The sequence below is a fragment of the Vreelandella massiliensis genome, assembly GCF_900155385.1.
GTDB classification, from domain to species: Bacteria; Pseudomonadota; Gammaproteobacteria; order Pseudomonadales; family Halomonadaceae; genus Vreelandella; species Vreelandella massiliensis.
Genome location: NZ_LT699744.1, coordinates 862,714 through 879,931, shown reverse-complemented (window position 1 = coordinate 879,931; position 17,218 = coordinate 862,714). Strand labels below are relative to the sequence as shown.

Below are 17,218 nucleotides of genomic sequence, written 5' to 3'. Positions count from 1 at the left end.
ACCGATGTGGCAAGGAGTTTGCGTAACATGGCCACCCCACTGGCGTTAGCCTCAACGGCTCACCTTACGCACCTAGCGTGTGTGGATGTGAAAGGTGAAGATGCTGAAAAGTTCCTCCAAGGCCAAACCAGTGCGCATGTCGCTTTGGCCAACGGGGATTTTGCCCCGCTAACCTGCTTTTGCACCCCCAAAGGCCGCATGTTGGCCAACGCGCAGCTACTGCGCCTAAAGGACGATCACTTTCGCCTAGTGCTCTCCAATTCGCTGGTCGAGCCGCTGATTGGGCACTTAAAAAAATTCGCCGCCTTTTACCGCGCGGAACTCAGTGCCCCCAGTGCCATCACGCTATTTGGCGCCGCGCCGCAAGATGCTCACACCCTGGCAGATGCGCTAAACCTTTCGCTACCGGCTATCGCTTGGCAGCAGCAAAGCGATGAACAGGGCAATACGGCACTTTGCTACCCTGCTCCTGCCGGTGATGAAGAAGGCTTTCGCTGGCTGTTTATTCTCTCCGATGCCGAGAGTGAGCGCTTTCACCCCCAGGCCAAGGCGCATCACTGGCAGCTCGCCGATATCCACCGGGGGCTGGCTTGGATTGAGGCGGACCAGCAAGAGCAGTATCTCCCGCAAATGCTCAACTGGGAGGCGCTAGGCGGTATCAGCTTTAAGAAAGGCTGCTACACGGGGCAAGAAGTGGTGGCACGCGCGCACTTTCGCGGCCAGGTCAAAAAGCGGCTCGCCCGCTGTATCGTGGAAGGAAGCCCGGTGATAGAGCACGGCGCTAGCATTAGCAACGCCGCAGAAAAAACGGTGGGTGAAGTCGTAACCAGCGCCCCCCATGATAACGGCCAGACGGAACTCTTAGCGGTGATCAACACCAAGGCGCTCGAGGAAGAGAACACGCTGACTCTGGAGGGTCATCCCCTGACGCTTGGCGAACTGCCCTATACCATCGAGCGGGTGGACCCCGAACAGCTCGTGCAAACCCTCCCCGCGCACAGTCAGCCTTAACGGTACCCTTTAACGCGCCCCGTCAAGGTCGAGCGGTAGCGAGAAAAGCCGCGCTGCCGTTTGGGTACTGGCGGCGGCAATCGCCTCTTCCGACTGCTCGCGCAGCCTCGCCACCTGGCGGCAGACTTTCGCCACATTGGCAGGCTCATTACGCTCGCCTTGCTGACCGCAAAGGGGCATATCCGGGCTATCGGTTTCGAGCACAAAGCCGTCATCGGGCAATGAACGCACCGCGCGGTGCAAGCGCTTGGCGCGCGGGTAGGTCACTGCGCCGCCCAGCCCCACCACAAAACCGAGATCAATAAACGCCTGCGCCTGCTCGGGCGAGCCGGAGAACGCGTGAATCAAACCACCGGCAGGCAGCTTGAGCTGGCGCAAACGCTTAGCGACTTGGTCATTGGCTTGCACGCAGTGAATGATCACCGGGAGCTTGCGCGTTTTTGCCAAACGCAGCTGGGCATTAAAGAAGTGCCACTGTTGATCCCATGTATCGTCGAAACGCGCGTCGATACCGCACTCCCCCACCGCGATAACACCATCGTTCTCGTCTAGCGCTCGCTCAAGGGCCTCAATATCCGCCTCACGGTGCGCTTCTATGAAGTAAGGGTGTAACCCCAGGCCAATACTAACATCGTCGCGCTTTCCCAGCGCCAGCACGTTTTGCCAACGCGACGACATCGTACCCGGAACGACGAAGTGTTCAACGTCGACGTTTTTTGCACGCGCAAATACCGCCTCGCGGTCGGCGTCGAAATCGGAAAAGTCTAAATGGCAGTGGGCATCAATCAACATAACGGGCACTACGGTTGCCTGATTCAGTGTTCCCGGGTGGGCTTAAAGCGAATATCGGGCCAGCGCTCCTGCGTCATTTGTAGGTTAACCCGGGTCGGCGCGATATAGGTCAGGTAGCCGCCGCCATCGATGGCCAGGTTGGCACTCGCTTTACGCTTAAACTCGTCCAGCATCTTCGCGTCGTCGCAGTAGACCCAGCGCGCCGTGTTGACGTTCACGCCTTCATAGAGGCAATCAACCTTGTACTCCTCTTTAAGCCGGTGGGCGACCACGTCAAACTGCAGTGTCCCTACGGCGCCGAGAATCAGATCGTTATTATCCAGCGGCATGAACACCTGCGTGGCGCCCTCTTCTGACAGCTGCTGCAGCCCTTTTTGCAACGCTTTCATCTTCAACGGATCTTTCAGCCGTACGCGCTTAAACAGCTCCGGGGCAAAGTGCGGGATACCGGTGAAGCGCATGTTTTCGCCTTGGGTAAAGGTATCGCCAATCTGGATGGTACCGTGGTTGTGCAACCCGATAATATCACCCGGCCACGCCTCTTCGACCTGGGAGCGATCAGAGGCCATGAAGGTCAAGGCGTCGGCGATTTTGACATCCTTGCCAATGCGCACGTGGCGCATCTTCATGTTCTTTTCGTACTTACCCGAACAGACGCGCAAGAAAGCGATGCGGTCACGGTGGTTCGGGTCCATGTTGGCCTGGATCTTAAACACAAAGCCGGTAAAGCGTCCGTCATCCGCCGTCACTTCGCGCACATCGGTCTCGCGGGGCTGCGGCGGCGGCGCATACTCGACGAAGCCATCGAGCATCTCACGCACGCCGAAATTGCCCATCGCGGTACCGAAATAAACCGGCGTTAGCTCACCTCGACGGTAAGCCTCCAACTCAAACTCGTGCGAGGCACCGCGCACCAGCTCGACTTCCATGCGTAGCTCTTCGGCCTGCTCTTCGCCGAGCACCTCGTCAACCTCGGGGTTATCCAAGCCTTCGATACGCTTGTCATCGGGAATGCGGCTTCCCTGGCCTTGGGTATAGAGGTGGATGGTATCGTTGTAGAGGTGATAAACGCCCTTGAAGTGGCGCCCCATACCAATCGGCCATGTCATGGGCGCACACTGAATGTTGAGTACCGTTTCGACCTCGTCCATCACCTCGATGGGGTCGCGAATATCGCGGTCCATTTTGTTAATGAAGGTCAAAATGGGGGTGGTGCGCAGGCGACACACTTCCATCAGTTTGATGGTGCGATCCTCAACACCCTTGGCGCCATCGATCACCATCAACGCCGAATCCACCGCCGTGAGCGTGCGATAAGTATCCTCAGAGAAGTCCTCATGGCCGGGCGTATCCAGCAGGTTGACGATACGCCCGCCGTAAGGGAACTGCATCACGGAGGTGGTGACCGAGATCCCCCGCTCCTGCTCCATTTTCATCCAATCGGAGGTCGCGTGACGATCATTACGCTTGCTCTTGACCGAGCCCGCCAACTGAATAGCGTTCCCAAACAGCAGCATTTTTTCAGTGATGGTGGTTTTACCGGCGTCGGGGTGCGAAATGATCGCGAAGGTTCTTCTGAGCCCGGCTTCTTGGGCGACTTTAGCGTCGGACATTAGACTCTCTGGCGGTAAATGAGGACAACAAACAGCTCTCGTAATGGCCGCGTATTCTAACGCAAAGCGCCAGCTATATCAGCTGGCGCTTTGCGTGTTGCGGTGTTGCTGTGACGCAAATTGCTTAAGCGTAGGTGTTGACCTGAGTACCCAGATTACCTTCAGAGGCAAGGTTCGAGCCTTGGTCCGAGCCTGTACCTGCGGTTGCAGACTCCATTAGGGCAGCCACTTGTTGCTCTTGTCCGTCAAGCGCCTCTTTAAACACTTGCATTTGTGCTTGCTGAGCGGTTTGCGCTTGGTTCATGTAGAGAGAAGTACTTACCGCATTGCTGACAGAAGCATCCATTACTGCCTCCTTTCTGTACCAAAAATGTATAACTCACATTAGCAAAGCAGTCCCCATTACGCAAAGCAAAGCTAACGTGAAAAAATTAGAAGCGGTCGGCTTTAAAAGGTTCCATATCAATCACCGTGGGCTGACCATCCATCATATCAGCAAGCAGTTGCCCGGTGGCGGGCCCAAGGGTGAAGCCCTGATGACCATGCCCAAATGCGAGCCATAACCCTTTATGCTTCGGTGCCGGGCCTATCACCGGCTTCATGTCCGGTAGACAGGGTCGCGCGCCCTTCCACGGCGCCTCGTCACGGCGCTCACCCAGCGGGAACAAGCCCCGCGCGGCTTTTTCCGCCGCGGCGAGCTGCGAGACATGCGCCGGCGCCTCTAAGTCGTCCAGCTCTGCGCCCGTGGTCAGACGAATGCCCGCCTGCATCGGCGCCAACAAGTAACCCACCTCGGCATCCATTACCCAGTGATTAAGGTGGGCGCTTGCTTGGCTGGCGTAGTGCATGTGGTAGCCACGTTTTACAAAGGTAGGGAAGTGATACCCCAGCGGTTTAAGCCAACGCCCCGCCCATGGCCCCAGCGCGATGACAACATCATCCGCTTGGCGTGTCTCATGCTCGGTTTGCACTTCCCATTGGTCATCCGCCTGCTGCGATACGCCCTTTACCTCGCTCTGCAGCACACGTCCACCACTTGCTTGAAAGGCTTTTGCATAGGAAGCTACCAGGGCGCCTGGGTCGGACACCGTCCAGGGGTCCAGCCAGTGAATCGCCCCCACGATGTCATCGCTGATATCGGGCTCTTTAATGGCCAGTGCGGTACGGTCCAAGTGCTGAAACGCCACGCCAAAACGTGCTTGCCCTTCTTTAGCTTCTTTAAGCCGCTTATCTAAGCGTGATGATGAGCGGAAAAGCTCCAAGAAGCCTTGTTTCTTAATCAAGTTTTCAGCACCCGCCGCCTCGATCATTGGCGCATGGGTGTCTAAACAGAGCTGAATCAGCGAGGCGTACTCCGGCACGATGCGCTGATACGCCTTGGGTGCTGAATTCTGCCAGTAGCGAAGAAGCGGTGACGCCGCGTGGATCATGCCCCCAGGGCGATAGCGAATATCCACGCGGCGGTTGGGCAGCACGCCCAACAGCGTTTTCATATCTCGGGGAAAGGGATAAGGGCGAACCGCTTCACGCTGAATGATGCCAGCATTACCAAATGAGGTTTCCCGTCCGGGTTCACGACGGTCGACCAGCGTCACCTCATGGCCGCGTTGGGCCAGATGCCACGCGATACTCACCCCTACCATGCCTGCCCCTAGAACGATGCTCCGACGCGCCATAATAAGCTTCCTGTTCGTGTGCTTTATCTTATCCAACCCAAGCATGAGGATTGGCTTTCACTCGCCTGTTTAGTTAAAGAAATTAGCACCAATTATTAAGCTTTTAAACAGCTAAAAGAACTGTATTTTATAAAAAATAAAACAAATATAACTGCAAATATAGCCAATTTAGATGCAACCACTCTTAACGGCATCCCTTTTGCATGACCCATAATAACCGCTGCTTGTTGTTTGCGCCTCAGTTGAGCGCTATCGCTCACCGGCGTCAAGCAAACGGCCCTTCTTGCACTCAAATAGTGCAGCCCATGCACGCTTATGGAGAAGCTTCACATGCCCGAAAGACTGCTCATGAATACCGAACTCATTGATGCGTTGTGGGTGTTATGGGCCGCCGCGTTGGTCTTTGTGATGCAGGCGGGCTTTTTATGCATTGAAGCCGGTACCACGCGAAGCAAAAACGCTATCAATGTGGCGATGAAAAACATCGCCGACTTTGCCGTGGCCATTAGCGTTTTTTGGCTCGTCGGTTTTGGCGTTATGTTTGGTGCCTCTCACTCGGGCTGGTTTGGCACCTCGCACTTTGGCTGGGCGTTAGCGGCTGATGACAGTTGGCTACTCACGCTGTTTATATTCCAAGCGATGTTTTGCGCTACCGCCGCGACCATTGTCGCGGGTGCCGTGGCCGAACGCATGCCTTTCATTGGCTATCTCTGGCTCTCATTTTGGGTTGCCTTACTGATCTATCCTTTTTTTGGCCACTGGGCTTGGGGCGGCCTTACCACCGGCGAGCCTGGCTGGCTAGAAGCCCTGGGGTTTGTCGATTTCGCGGGCGCCACGGTGGTTCATAGCGTGGGCGGCTGGGTTGCCTTGGCAGCCGTTATGTATATCGGCGCGCGCCAGGGGCGTTTTCACAAAGATAAGCCGCCCACCTACTTTCCCGCCGGCAACCTTCCCCTTGCCATGCTCGGCGCGTTGTTCATGATCCTGGGTTGGTTTGGCTTTAATGGCGGCAGCACACTGGGTATCGACGCGCGCATTCCGGGTATTTTGGTCAACACCATCTTAGGCGCCGCTGGGGGTATTTTGTCGGCCTTGCTGGTGGGCTGGCGAGTGCGCCGGTATGCCGATGTCATGTACGCGCTGAATGGCGCAATCGCTGGGCTGGTGGCGGTAACCGCGGGCGCGCATGTGATTTCTCTGGGTGCGGCGTTTTTCCTTGGCGCGGTAAGCGGCGTGCTCATGGTGCTAGCCAGTGAGTGGCTGCTCAAAAAGCAGATCGATGATGCTGTGGGCGCCATTCCCGCCCACTTGGTCTCCGGCATCTGGGGAACCTTGGCGTTTGTGTGGTTCGCTGATCTTTCCGCTCTGGATACAGGTTTATCGCGAAGCGCGCAATTTGGGGTCCAGGTAGTGGGCGTCGTGGTATGCGGCGTGTGGAGCTTTGGCGCGGCGTGGCTGCTATTTCGCATCACGTCCTCTTTCTTACCGCTGCGCGTCAGCCGGGAAGCGGAAAAAATGGGCCTCAACCTCGCCGAACACGGTGCCGCCAATGAGTTAGCCCAGCTTCTGGCGCAGATGCGTCGCCACGAGCAGCAGGGCGACACGCGGGAGCGTGTCGACGCTGACCCTTTCACCGAGGTCGGTGAGATTGCCGCGAGTTATAACCGCGTGTGCACGGCCCTAGAAGGCGCCGTGGCGCATACTCGTGTGATGCTTAGAAACTTGCGCGATGGCGTCATTACTTGGCAGGCGGATGGCACGCTAACCGCGCTCAACCCAGGCGCTGAACAGCTCTTTGACGTACAGGCCGAGGCATTTGTTGGTAAACCCGTGACGGCACTACTGCCCGACATCACGCTGGGACCCGGGAGCCGCAGCGAACTCAAACTGCGCACGGAAACGCACAAAGTGCGCTATCTCGAAATTCAAATCAGCGAAGGGGCCAGCGGCTCAGCGTCGGAGCGCTCGGGCATGGTCAGAGACATCACCGAGCAGCGCCTACTTCAGGAGCAACTCAATCGCGAGCGCGAACTCGCTCGTACCACGCTGGCCTCGATTAACGATGGCGTTATCACCACCGACGCCAGCGGCTGCATTACGTTCATTAACGCCGAGGCGCGCCGCTTAACCGGCTGGCGCTTAGATGAGGCCAAGGGCAAACCCATACAAAACGTGTATCGTCTCGTTGATGAAGCAAGCGGTGCCCCGCTCGCCAACCCGGCACGCCTCGTACTCAACCAGGGGCAGCCGCTGAAGTCCGATGCCCACTGCTTGCTGCTCCATCGTGATGACGGCCGCACGCCTATTCAGCACAGCGCTGCCTCAATCCGCTCTCGGGAAGGCTTAACCTTAGGTGCTGTGGTGGTATTTCAGGATGTGAGCCTAACCCGGGACTTATCCGCTCAACTCACCTACCAAGCCAGCCACGATGCGCTAACGGGGTTGGTGAACCGCCGCGCGTTTGAAGCCACGTTAGCGACGCTGCTCGACACGCAGAGCGAGGGCGAGCATGCGCTCTGCTATATCGATCTCGACCAGTTCAAAATCATTAACGATACCTGCGGGCATCTGGCGGGCGACGAGCTTTTGCGCCAAGTCGCGCAAAAGTTGAAATCCCATGTGCGCGGAAGCGATACCGTGGCCCGCTTGGGTGGCGATGAATTTGCCCTACTGCTGCCTAATTGCCCGACCGCCAAGGCCTGCCAGCTTACCGAAGGGCTACGCAAAGAGATCGAGAGTTTTCGTTTTGCCTGGCAGTCGCACACGTTCAGCATCGGCACCAGTATCGGCATTGTCGCCATCGAACCGCAAGCGCCGATGACGCTCAATCAAGCGCTTCAGGCCGCCGATATCGCCTGCTATGCGGCCAAAGAGGCTGGCCGCAACCGTATCCACTGCTATGAAGCCGACGATAACGCGCTGATGGCGCGTCACGGCGAGCTACAGTGGGTCCAGCGCTTACAGCGTGGGTTGGATGAAGATACCTTCCGGCTCTACGCGCAACCCATCATCCCGGTGAGCGCATCGACTCCGGGGTATCATGAAATTTTGTTGCGCCTTGAAGAGAACGGGCAAATGATCACGCCCGGCAGCTTCCTGCCGGCGGCCGAGCGCTACCATTTGATGCCCAAAATTGACCGCTGGGTGGTCAACAACACCCTCGCCTGGCTAAGCGACCACTGCCGCAAAAACACGTCCCGTGCGCTGTCGTGCTGGGGGATTAACCTCTCGGGTGCATCGCTTTCGGACCCGGCTTTTTGCGCAGAGCTGATTGAGCAGGTAACAAAGGCTCAGCTTCCGCCTGGCGCCCTTTGCTTTGAAGTGACCGAAAGCGCCGCCATTGCGCAGCTCTCTCGTGTTAGCGAGCTGATCATCGAACTCAAAGCCTTGGGCTGCTGCTTCGCCCTCGACGATTTTGGTACCGGGCTCTCTTCATTTAGCTATTTAAAACAGCTACCGGTCGATTTTCTTAAAATAGATGGCCACTTTATTCGCCACATTCATCAAGACCCGATTGATCGCGCCATGGTGGAGGCGATTCACTCGGTGGGTAAAACACTCAATATCGCCACCATCGCCGAATTCGTCGAAACCGAAGCCACCCTCAATGTATTGGCTCAGCTCGGCATTGACTACGCGCAGGGCTATCTATGGGGAGAGCCGCAGCCGCTAACCGCACTAGCGAAATCCAGCATTAAAATGATGCCGCGATAAGAGGCGAGCACTCAAAAGAGCACCGCCAAAAAAAGCAGTGGTCCTTGTGAATGAATGGCCTTTCGCCAGGAAAGTTATCGCTCTGGTTGCTACAGTTGAAACTAACGCATCCATAAAGCGTTAATTTTCCTCAAACAAGCAAGGACCCTGTATGGAGCCAGCGATATGGTCATTCAGTATTCTGCTTATCTTGATCACCCTCGCGGGGGCTTTTTCTTATATCCGCAGGCGCCGCACTACCGGTGACTATCTCGTCGCCAGCCGGCAGGTAAAACCCTGGCTGGCAGCGCTATCGGCGGTGGCCACCAACAATAGTGGCTTCATGTTCATTGGCATGATCGCTTTTTCTTACCGGGTGGGGCTGGAATCCATTTGGATGGCGATTGGCTGGATTCTGGGTGACTTGACCGCCTGGCTGTTCGTGCATCCAAGGGTTCGGGAGCAATCCGGTCAAATCAAAGCCAAGACCCTAGCCAACCTGATCGGCACCCATGACAACAAAGAAGACCGAACCCTTATTGTGTTAGGCGGGCTGATCACGTTTATTTTTCTCGGGGTCTACTCCGCCGGCCAATTTAAGGCCGGTAGCCTCGCGCTTCACGCCCTTTTTGGCTGGGACATGTGGGTGGGCATTATTATTGCGATGGTGGTGGTCATTATCTATTCGTTTGCCGGCGGGATACGCGCCACCATCTGGACCGATGCGGCTCAGAGCCTGGTGATGATTGGCTCCATGGCGATGATTCTGATCATGTCCTGGCTCACTATTGGCGGTCTGCCCGCACTGTTCGACAACCTTCGAACCCAAGACCCGGGGCTGGTATCGCTGTTTCCCGACAACCTCGAATTCGGCATTCTTTTTTATTTTCTGGGCATGACAGCAGGGGGCTTTGGCTCCATGGGCCAGCCGCAGATCATGGTTCGATTTATGGCCATTGAGTCGGTGAAAGCGATCAAACGCGCGAGAATTTGGTATTTCGCTTGGTTTGTTCCTTTTTTTGCGGCTTCCGTGGGAGTCGGGCTTTACAGTCGCGCCATTCTGCCCGACCTGCCCAACATGGACATCGCCGAGGGCGTGACTCAACCCACCGAATTGGCATTACCCTTAATGGCCATGGAAATGCTGCCTGCCTTTTTCGTAGGTATTTCCCTTGCGGGCCTTTTCGCGGCCACCATGTCCACGGCCGACTCTCAAGTGATTGTCTGCTCAGGCTCAGTCACCCAAGATATTCAGCCGCGATGGAAAAATTCCTACATCGCCTCCAAGGTCGCCACCATTTCCATTGCGACACTGGCGTTATTGATAGCGCTTTACGCACCGGAAGGGGTTTTTGGACTGGTGCTGATTGCCTGGTCCGCTCTCGCCGCGAGTCTGGGCTCCGTGCTATTGCTACGTATTTTCGGGCTGCCCTTTTCGACCGGCACGGCGGTTGCCATGATGCTAACCGGTTTTGGCACCGTTTTAGCGTGGCATACGTCGCCGCTAAACGATGACATCTTCAAACTGCTGCCGGGGCTAGCGGCGGCTTTCATGGTGTATCTGATAACCCGGCTTCCGCAATTACTTGGCTGGCGCCGCTAACGCGTCGGCAACCGTATGACACCCAACGCCGGGCACGCAAAATATCGCCAAGGAAGGCGACAGTTTAGGCTTAAATACTTTTAGGCTTAAGTGCTTGGATATAAATAAACGGAAACGAGCGAATAGCGAAGAAGGAAAAGCGAATAGAAAAAATTGGAGGGGCAGCAAGAGTGCAAAAGGAGATGGGGTGGATGATGGGGATCGAACCCACGACCACCGGAGCCACAATCCGGGGCTCTACCACTGAGCTACATCCACCATAACCTTTAGCTAATAAAACAGTACTGACTCTTATGAAACGCTTTATGGGGTGGATGATGGGGATCGAACCCACGACCACCGGAGCCACAATCCGGGGCTCTACCACTGAGCTACATCCACCATAAACACGATTTAACGCACTGTTTATCATTCACTTGAACAGGTGCGACTGGCGCGCCCAGCAGGATTCGAACCTGCAACCTACGGCTTAGAAGGCCGTTGCTCTATCCGGTTGAGCTATGGGCGCACTCGCGAAATCTTGAGAGCACTAAACCACAACCAACGCTTGGAAAAGCAAATTGCCACCTTCCACATTAGGCGTGGTCGGGATGGAGGGATTCGAACCCCCGACATCCTGCTCCCAAAGCAGGCGCGCTACCAGACTGCGCTACATCCCGAATGAACAACCTAGACGCTACCGCATGGCCCGTCTCAAGCGAGGCATATACTACGTTTTTTAATTTTAAAGTCAACCACTAATGCGCTATCCCATTATCTCGCTTTGCCTTGCCGCGCTGGCATGCGAAAATTACGCTGCCAAGCGCTTTTACATTCAGGCTTTTTTTCACTGACGGGGATTGCATTAATGACCGCCCAACTCATCGATGGTAAAGCCATCGCCGCAGACGTACGCGAAACCGTAACGGCTAACATAAAAGCGCGTCTTGATGCCGGCGCCCGAGCACCGGGGTTAGCGGTCGTACTGGTGGGCGCCGACCCCGCATCCCAAGTCTATGTGAACAACAAGCACCGCGCCTGTGAGAAAGCCGGCATTCACTCCTTTCAGCATGAACTCCCCGCCACCACGTCGCAAGAAGCACTTGAAGCGCTGGTCGATCAGCTCAACGCCGACCCCGCCGTGGATGGCATACTGGTCCAGCTACCGCTACCCGAGCACCTGGACCCGCGCCCGATTCTCGAGCGGATTCTGCCCAGCAAAGACGTGGATGGTTTCCACCCCTATAACCTGGGCCGTCTTGCACAGCGAATCCCCGCCCTGCGCCCTTGCACGCCCAAAGGCATTATGACCCTACTGGAGAAAAGCCACCTACCCGTGCGCGGCCTTGATGCCACGGTTATCGGTGCCTCCAACATCGTGGGTCGGCCCATGGCCCTGGAGCTGATGCTTGCCGGCTGCACCACCACCGTGTGCCACCGCTTTACGCGCAACTTAGCCGAACACGTTCAGCGCGCTGACTTGGTCGTCGTCGCCGTGGGCAAACCTGGGATTGTCAAAGGCGAGTGGATCAAGCCCGGCGCCATCGTCATTGATGTCGGTATTAACCGCCAGGAGGATGGCCGCTTGCTGGGTGATGTGGACTTTGACGCCGCCGCCGCACGCGCCGGTTATATTACCCCTGTGCCCGGTGGGGTGGGACCCATGACGGTGGCCACCCTGCTTGAAAATACCCTAGAAGCGGCTGAACAACACGACCCTTCCGGCGCGTTTTAACGCCTCGCCCCGACAACCATCGGAATTTAAGACCCGGCCTTTAAGCCACATGGATCGACGGAGACGTATTTGTGAAGCGAATTGGGATCATTGGCGCCATGGCGCAGGAAGTGGCGATTCTCGCCGATCAGCTCAACAACGCCGAGCGCTTTGACCACGCCGGTTTTACGTTTTATCGCGGTGAACGCCACGGCTTGGACGTCATTATTTTGCAATCGGGTATCGGCAAGGTAAACGCCGCCGTCGGCACGGCTGTGCTGCTGGAACGTTATCAGCCCGAGGCGGTGATCAACACAGGCTCAGCGGGCGGCTTTGCACGGGATCTCGCGATTGGCGATGTCATTATCTCTGATGAAGTGCGCCACCACGACGTCGATGTGACCGCTTTTGGTTATGAAATGGGTCAAGTCCCGGGCATGCCCGCCGCCTTCGCCGCTGACACTGGCCTGCGTGAACAGGCGCGTCGCGCCATCGAGATAGTGAACGAGGTCAACGTTAAAGAAGGCATGATCGCCACCGGTGACAGCTTTATGGCCGACCCAGAGCGGGTCGAGCGTACGCGAGCGCTCTTTCCCAGCATGCTCGCCGTTGAAATGGAAGCGGCCGCCATCGCGCAGACCTGCCACCTGTTCGGTTGCCCGTTCGTGGTGATCCGCGCACTCTCAGATATTCCCGGTAGCGGCGACAACCATCTCTCCTTTGAAGAGTTTTTAGATACCGCCGCCGCGCACTCGTCACGCATGGTCGATCAGATGCTGCACCAGATGGGCACCGGCTAACGCGCCCCTACGAACTCACCATTTTCCAAGCCAATGCCTCGCCGGCCTGCAACGGTATAATACGCTGGCCCTCCGCATAGGGGTAGCTCTCGGGCAGCACCCACGTTTGACGCGCCAGGGTAATTTTATCGGCGTTGATGGGTAGCCCATAAAAGCGTGGACCATTGAGGCTGGCAAAGGCTTCCAAGCGCTCAAGGGCATCGGCTTGTTCGAACGCGGTTGCGTAAAGCTCAATGGCGGCGGGTGCGGTGTACGCCCCCGCGCAGCCACAGCTCGACTCTTTCGCACCTTGGGCGTGAGGGGCGCTATCCGTCCCCAGGAAAAACTTGGCACTGCCCGATGTTGCAGCTTTAATCAGCGCTTGGCGATGGCGCTCGCGCTTAAGAATCGGCAGGCAGTAGTAGTGCGGACGAATGCCGCCCGCCAGCATTTGATTGCGGTTAAATAGCAGGTGGTGAGCGGTGATTGTCGCCGCCACGGTGTCAGGTGCCTGGGTCACGAAATCAGCGGCATGCTCAGTGGTGATGTGTTCGCACACCAGCTTTAGCGTGGGATGGCGCTCAAGAAGCGGCTTTAGCACGCGGTCAATAAAAACCGCTTCCCGGTCAAAGATGTCAATATCGCTATCGGTCACCTCGCCATGCACCAAAAGCGGCATACCCAGCTCGGCCATCGCTTTGATGGTTGCCTCGCAGTGGCGAAGATCGGTAACGCCTGAGTCCGAGTTCGTCGTCGCACCGGCCGGATAAAGCTTAACCGCTTTAATAACACCACTTTTAAGCGCGCGCTCAATTTCTTCGGGCGGCGTGGTATCGGTCAAGTATAGCGTCATCAACGGTTCAAAGGCGCTGCCCTCGGGCAGCGCTTGCAAGATACGCTCGCGGTAGGCCAGCGCTTTTTCCGTGGTCGTCACCGGTGGGGTTAAATTGGGCATGATGATGGCGCGCCCCATTTGTGCGGCACTGTGCCCAACCACAGCGTTTAGCGCATCGCCATCGCGCAGGTGTAGATGCCAATCGTCGGGGCGGGTCAGGGTAATGGTTTCCACGGCGGTTCCTATTGGGCTGTTGCAAATCAGTCAATCATCCAGCGCACAGTATACCCAATCCCGACATGGGTGAAATCGCCGCTGCTTCACTCCCCACAGCTATCACCATTTGGCGTATCATTGCCCCACCAATGCACGTAAGGAAAGAGTCTTTATGCATAACGTGAGGCGCTATGCGGATGTGATCGCAAGCCTTGAAGGGCTAATGTGGCTTGCGCTGGGATGGTCCATCACCCTCTCGACGTTTCGTGGCAGCACCGAGCCCACGCTCGGCGCGATACTACTGATCGCTACCGTGGTGTTTTTCAGCTGGGTTCACCGCCCTTTCCGCCTGCTCGTTCGCCGCTACCACGTACGCAAGCGACGCACGGATATGTGGATTCACCTGCTTGCCCTACCGCTGCTTCTGGCGATGTTTTTTTATATTTTGCTCGAAGCCTTGTTCGGCGGTGCTTGGCTGCCGCCCAAAATGTTCGCGGTCAATATTCTCGCCTCCGCCGGCTGGCTCACCTTTGTCGTGACGCTGGTGGTGAAGTTTGTGATTCACAGCGTTAAAAATGCTAACAAAGCCTAATGCCTACCGAACTGCCACTGCCGCTCTCCACACCTAACCGCAACTTGGTACGCCTGACGATCGTTCGCGGCATTACTTGGACCGGGTTTCTGATTGCCATTATCGTCGGCGTTGAGCTGCTCGCGTTTGATATGCCCGTACTAGCGGTCGTCAGCGTGGTGATTGCCATGGGCGCACTCAATATCATGACCTGGTGGCGCCTGGGACGACCGCGGGCGGTCAAGCATCGCGAATATCTTCTCCACCTTCTCGCGGATATCGCGGGCCTTACGCTACTGTTCTATTTTACCGGTGGCGCGACCAATCCTTTCGTTACTTACTACTTGGTTCCTGTCACCATCGCTGCGGCCACGCTGCCTTGGCGCCACACCTGGATCATCGCCTTGATGGCGATGGCGGGTTACAGCTTTCTGATGTTTCACTACCATGCCATTCCGCAACTGGGTCATATCAATACCGATGGCCCCTTGAGCCTACACGTGTTGGGCATGTGGCTAAATTTTGGCCTTTCCGCAGGGCTTGTGACGTTTTTCATCTACAAGATGGCGCACGCCCTGCGCCGACGCGATCAAGCCCTTTCGCGCACCCGCGAAGCCGCGCTTAGAAACGAGCAGGTACTCGCGGTGGCGACCCAAGCGGCGGGCACCGCTCATGAGCTGGGTACGCCGCTTTCCACCATGGCGGTGCTGCTCAACGAAATGGAGGGTGAAGTCGATACGGACTCGCCGCTAGGCCAGGATATCGCCCTACTGCGCCAGCAAGTGGATACCTGCAAATCCCGGCTGCAGCACTTGGTCTCCCATGCCGACCGTCGGCGCATGGCACAACCCGAAGTGCGCGACGCCGAGCAGTGGTTGGCGGAGGTGGTGCAACGCTGGCTGGTGCTGCGCCCGGATGTCAGCCATCAGCTGGAAGTGGCCCAGCGGCGTGGCCGTCCGTGGCTTGCGGTCGATGCCACCCTCGACCAAGCACTGACCAACTTGCTTAACAACGCCGCGGATGCCAATCCAGAGCAAATAGCCATCCGCCTCGACTGGCAGAACGAGAGCGTCGTCATCGATATTCGTGACCACGGACCCGGTATCTCGCTCTCCATTGCGGACCAATTAGGCGACACCTTTATATCCACCAAAAGTAAAGGCATGGGGATTGGCCTCTTTTTAACCCATGCCACGATCAATCGCTTTGGCGGCGGGGTGAGCCTGTATAATCACCCCGAAGGGGGAACGCTGACCGAGGTTATTCTGCCGCGTAGCGACTCCCCTTCGTCATAAATTTCGCCCCACCCTGACGCTGACTCACCGAGGACGCCATGTCGACGACCACACCACCAACACAAGAACAGCGCCTGCTGATCATCGATGACGACGAGATGTTTTGTCATGTGTTGAGCCGCGCATTAACACGCCGCGGCTACCAAGTGAGCGTAGCGCATGATGCCGATCAGGCGCTCACTCTCGCGGCTTCTGAAACGCCGACCATGGCGACGCTGGATCTAAAGCTTGAGCAAAGCTCGGGGCTGAAACTTCTGCCGGAGCTTCTAGCGGTATCGCCTAAGTGCCGGGTCGTGGTGTTGACCGGCTACTCCAGCATTGCCACCGCCGTGGAGGCGATCAAACTGGGCGCGGTCAACTATTTGTGCAAACCCGCAGACGCCGATGACGTGCTAAGCGCCTTTGAGCGCCAAGAGGGTGACCCCAACACCGAAGTGGCGGACAACCCACCCTCGGTCAACCGCATTACCTGGGAGCATATCCAAAAGGTCTTGCAGGAGCACGATGGCAATATTTCCGCCACCGCGCGGGCGCTAGGCATGCATCGACGCACCCTGCAGCGCAAACTGCAAAAACGCCCGGTCAGACGCTAAAACCCCGCGTGAGCGGGGTTTAGTGGGCTTTTAAGCAAGCTTATTGCGCTGTCCAGCCTAGGTCGATATTCCAACTTGAACCGGTCACCGCCCCCGCCAGATCCGAGCTTAAGTAAGCGACCATTTCCGCCACTTCGGACGGATCGATCAAGCGCTTGACGGCCGCGTTTTTGAGCATGATCTTCTCGATCACTTCCTGCTCTTCCATACCGTGCATCTTGGCCTGATCGGCAATCTGATTGTCCACCAGCGGGGTTTTGACATAGGCGGGACAGATGGCGTTGGCGGTGATCCCCTGGTCGCCGCCTTCCAGCGCCGCGGTTTTGGTCAGCCCAATCATCCCGTGCTTGGCACTGATATAGGCGGATTTGCCCGGTGAGGCCACCTGCGCATGCACAGACGCGACGTTGATAATACGCCCCCAGCCTTTTTCGCGCATGGAGGGCCAAGCCGCCTGCGTGAGCAGAAAAGGTGCTGTCAGCATCAAATCGATAATTTGCCGCCACTTCTGTTCGGGAAACTCCTCGATTGGCGCCACATGCTGAATGCCCGCATTATTGACCAGAATATCAACCCCCCCGAAACGCTTGATCGCGTCATCCACGGCAGCATGACACGCATCGGCATCGGTGAGATCGGCTTGGAAAAACGCAGCGCCTGCCGCTTCCGCCACCGCTTTGCCCGCTGGGTTAAAGTCAACGGCCAACACTTGATGCCCCAGTTCACAAAACTTTTTCACCACGGCCTCGCCAATACCGCTACTTGTCCCGGTGACCAAAGCGACGCGCGGGGTGGGAGTATTCGTTGCTGTCATAGTTTGCCTCTTAATGGATACGTGTGGACACAAG

14 protein-coding genes and 4 tRNA genes are annotated in these 17,218 nt (G+C 57.0%); 8 read left to right on the top strand and 10 right to left on the bottom strand.

The window, feature by feature from the left end:
* Positions 1 to 27: 27 nt before the first annotated feature.
* On the top strand, positions 28 to 1,011 hold the full coding sequence (ygfZ, locus tag BQ9846_RS04030; protein ID WP_075879306.1) for a CAF17-like 4Fe-4S cluster assembly/insertion protein YgfZ: 984 nt from the start codon (positions 28 to 30) through the stop codon (positions 1,009 to 1,011).
* A 9-nt stretch (positions 1,012 to 1,020) separates the two neighbouring features.
* Here ygfZ and BQ9846_RS04025 read toward each other — a convergent pair whose 3' ends face one another.
* The 4 genes from BQ9846_RS04025 to BQ9846_RS04010 form a co-directional block, all read right to left on the bottom strand.
* Positions 1,021 to 1,803 (bottom strand): TatD family hydrolase, encoded by a 783-nt coding sequence (locus BQ9846_RS04025; RefSeq protein WP_075879305.1) that lies wholly within the window; start codon positions 1,801 to 1,803, stop codon positions 1,021 to 1,023.
* A 23-nt stretch (positions 1,804 to 1,826) separates the two neighbouring features.
* Positions 1,827 to 3,416 carry a peptide chain release factor 3 gene (locus BQ9846_RS04020; RefSeq protein ID WP_075879304.1) on the bottom strand — a complete coding sequence of 530 codons (1,590 nt, stop codon included), beginning with the start codon at positions 3,414 to 3,416 and terminating at the stop codon, positions 1,827 to 1,829.
* A 124-nt stretch (positions 3,417 to 3,540) separates the two neighbouring features.
* Positions 3,541 to 3,762 carry a putative motility protein gene (locus BQ9846_RS04015; RefSeq protein WP_075879303.1) on the bottom strand — a complete coding sequence of 74 codons (222 nt, stop codon included), beginning with the start codon at positions 3,760 to 3,762 and terminating at the stop codon, positions 3,541 to 3,543.
* Between the two features lie 85 nt (positions 3,763 to 3,847).
* Positions 3,848 to 5,092: an NAD(P)/FAD-dependent oxidoreductase gene (locus tag BQ9846_RS04010; RefSeq protein WP_075879302.1), complete on the bottom strand. Its 1,245-nt coding sequence runs from the start codon at positions 5,090 to 5,092 to the stop codon at positions 3,848 to 3,850.
* 330 nt (positions 5,093 to 5,422) lie between these two features.
* Here BQ9846_RS04010 and amt point away from each other — a divergent pair, with 330 nt between their 5' ends.
* Complete coding sequence (amt, locus tag BQ9846_RS04005; RefSeq protein ID WP_083651457.1) at positions 5,423 to 8,806, top strand: ammonium transporter; 3,384 nt, start codon at positions 5,423 to 5,425, stop codon at positions 8,804 to 8,806.
* A gap of 151 nt (positions 8,807 to 8,957) precedes the next feature.
* Complete coding sequence (locus BQ9846_RS04000) at positions 8,958 to 10,388, top strand: sodium/proline symporter (RefSeq protein ID WP_075879301.1); 1,431 nt, start codon at positions 8,958 to 8,960, stop codon at positions 10,386 to 10,388.
* Between the two features lie 183 nt (positions 10,389 to 10,571).
* Here the strand turns inward: BQ9846_RS04000 and BQ9846_RS03995 are convergent.
* From BQ9846_RS03995 to BQ9846_RS03980, 4 genes are all read right to left on the bottom strand, one after another.
* Positions 10,572 to 10,646 (bottom strand) — tRNA-His (locus BQ9846_RS03995).
* A gap of 48 nt (positions 10,647 to 10,694) precedes the next feature.
* A tRNA-His gene (locus tag BQ9846_RS03990) sits at positions 10,695 to 10,769 on the bottom strand.
* 50 nt (positions 10,770 to 10,819) lie between these two features.
* Positions 10,820 to 10,896, bottom strand: a tRNA-Arg gene (locus BQ9846_RS03985).
* 74 nt (positions 10,897 to 10,970) lie between these two features.
* Positions 10,971 to 11,047: transfer RNA gene (locus BQ9846_RS03980), tRNA-Pro, on the bottom strand.
* Between the two features lie 188 nt (positions 11,048 to 11,235).
* Between BQ9846_RS03980 and folD the strand changes: the two genes are divergently transcribed.
* Positions 11,236 to 12,102 (top strand): bifunctional methylenetetrahydrofolate dehydrogenase/methenyltetrahydrofolate cyclohydrolase FolD, encoded by an 867-nt coding sequence (gene folD / locus BQ9846_RS03975; protein WP_075879300.1) that lies wholly within the window; start codon positions 11,236 to 11,238, stop codon positions 12,100 to 12,102.
* Positions 12,103 to 12,173: 71 nt separating this feature from the next.
* Positions 12,174 to 12,881, top strand: a complete 708-nt coding sequence (gene mtnN / locus BQ9846_RS03970; protein ID WP_075879299.1) for a 5'-methylthioadenosine/S-adenosylhomocysteine nucleosidase — start codon at positions 12,174 to 12,176, stop codon at positions 12,879 to 12,881.
* 7 nt (positions 12,882 to 12,888) lie between these two features.
* On the opposite strand, the gene pyrC is transcribed toward mtnN, so the two are convergent.
* Complete coding sequence (pyrC, locus tag BQ9846_RS03965; RefSeq protein WP_075879298.1) at positions 12,889 to 13,929, bottom strand: dihydroorotase; 1,041 nt, start codon at positions 13,927 to 13,929, stop codon at positions 12,889 to 12,891.
* A gap of 154 nt (positions 13,930 to 14,083) precedes the next feature.
* Between pyrC and BQ9846_RS03960 the strand changes: the two genes are divergently transcribed.
* Genes BQ9846_RS03960 through BQ9846_RS03950 form a run of 3 tightly spaced genes read left to right on the top strand, consistent with a single transcriptional unit; the run spans position 14,084 to position 16,370 of the window.
* Complete coding sequence (locus tag BQ9846_RS03960; RefSeq protein WP_075879297.1) at positions 14,084 to 14,503, top strand: hypothetical protein; 420 nt, start codon at positions 14,084 to 14,086, stop codon at positions 14,501 to 14,503.
* Positions 14,503 to 15,777, top strand: coding sequence for an ATP-binding protein (locus BQ9846_RS03955; protein WP_075879296.1), 1,275 nt, complete (start codon positions 14,503 to 14,505; stop codon positions 15,775 to 15,777). Before BQ9846_RS03960 ends, BQ9846_RS03955 begins: the two co-directional genes overlap by 1 nt.
* A 38-nt stretch (positions 15,778 to 15,815) precedes the next feature.
* Positions 15,816 to 16,370, top strand: a complete 555-nt coding sequence (locus tag BQ9846_RS03950; protein WP_075879295.1) for a response regulator transcription factor — start codon at positions 15,816 to 15,818, stop codon at positions 16,368 to 16,370.
* Positions 16,371 to 16,410: 40 nt separating this feature from the next.
* On the opposite strand, the gene BQ9846_RS03945 is transcribed toward BQ9846_RS03950, so the two are convergent.
* Entirely contained in the window at positions 16,411 to 17,184 is a 774-nt protein-coding gene (locus tag BQ9846_RS03945) for a 3-hydroxybutyrate dehydrogenase (RefSeq protein ID WP_075879294.1), read from the bottom strand.
* Positions 17,185 to 17,218 lie beyond the last annotated feature (34 nt).

Coding starts and splice junctions, on each gene's coding strand:
- ygfZ (WP_075879306.1), top strand. CDS start 28: ATGGCCACCCCACTGGCGTTAGCCTCAACGGCTCACCTTACGCACCTA.
- BQ9846_RS04025 (WP_075879305.1), bottom strand. CDS start 1,803: ATGTTGATTGATGCCCACTGCCATTTAGACTTTTCCGATTTCGACGCC.
- BQ9846_RS04020 (WP_075879304.1), bottom strand. CDS start 3,416: ATGTCCGACGCTAAAGTCGCCCAAGAAGCCGGGCTCAGAAGAACCTTC.
- BQ9846_RS04015 (WP_075879303.1), bottom strand. CDS start 3,762: ATGGATGCTTCTGTCAGCAATGCGGTAAGTACTTCTCTCTACATGAAC.
- BQ9846_RS04010 (WP_075879302.1), bottom strand. CDS start 5,092: ATGGCGCGTCGGAGCATCGTTCTAGGGGCAGGCATGGTAGGGGTGAGT.
- amt (WP_083651457.1), top strand. CDS start 5,423: ATGCCCGAAAGACTGCTCATGAATACCGAACTCATTGATGCGTTGTGG.
- BQ9846_RS04000 (WP_075879301.1), top strand. CDS start 8,958: ATGGAGCCAGCGATATGGTCATTCAGTATTCTGCTTATCTTGATCACC.
- folD (WP_075879300.1), top strand. CDS start 11,236: ATGACCGCCCAACTCATCGATGGTAAAGCCATCGCCGCAGACGTACGC.
- BQ9846_RS03960 (WP_075879297.1), top strand. CDS start 14,084: ATGCATAACGTGAGGCGCTATGCGGATGTGATCGCAAGCCTTGAAGGG.
- BQ9846_RS03955 (WP_075879296.1), top strand. CDS start 14,503: ATGCCTACCGAACTGCCACTGCCGCTCTCCACACCTAACCGCAACTTG.
- BQ9846_RS03950 (WP_075879295.1), top strand. CDS start 15,816: ATGTCGACGACCACACCACCAACACAAGAACAGCGCCTGCTGATCATC.
- BQ9846_RS03945 (WP_075879294.1), bottom strand. CDS start 17,184: ATGACAGCAACGAATACTCCCACCCCGCGCGTCGCTTTGGTCACCGGG.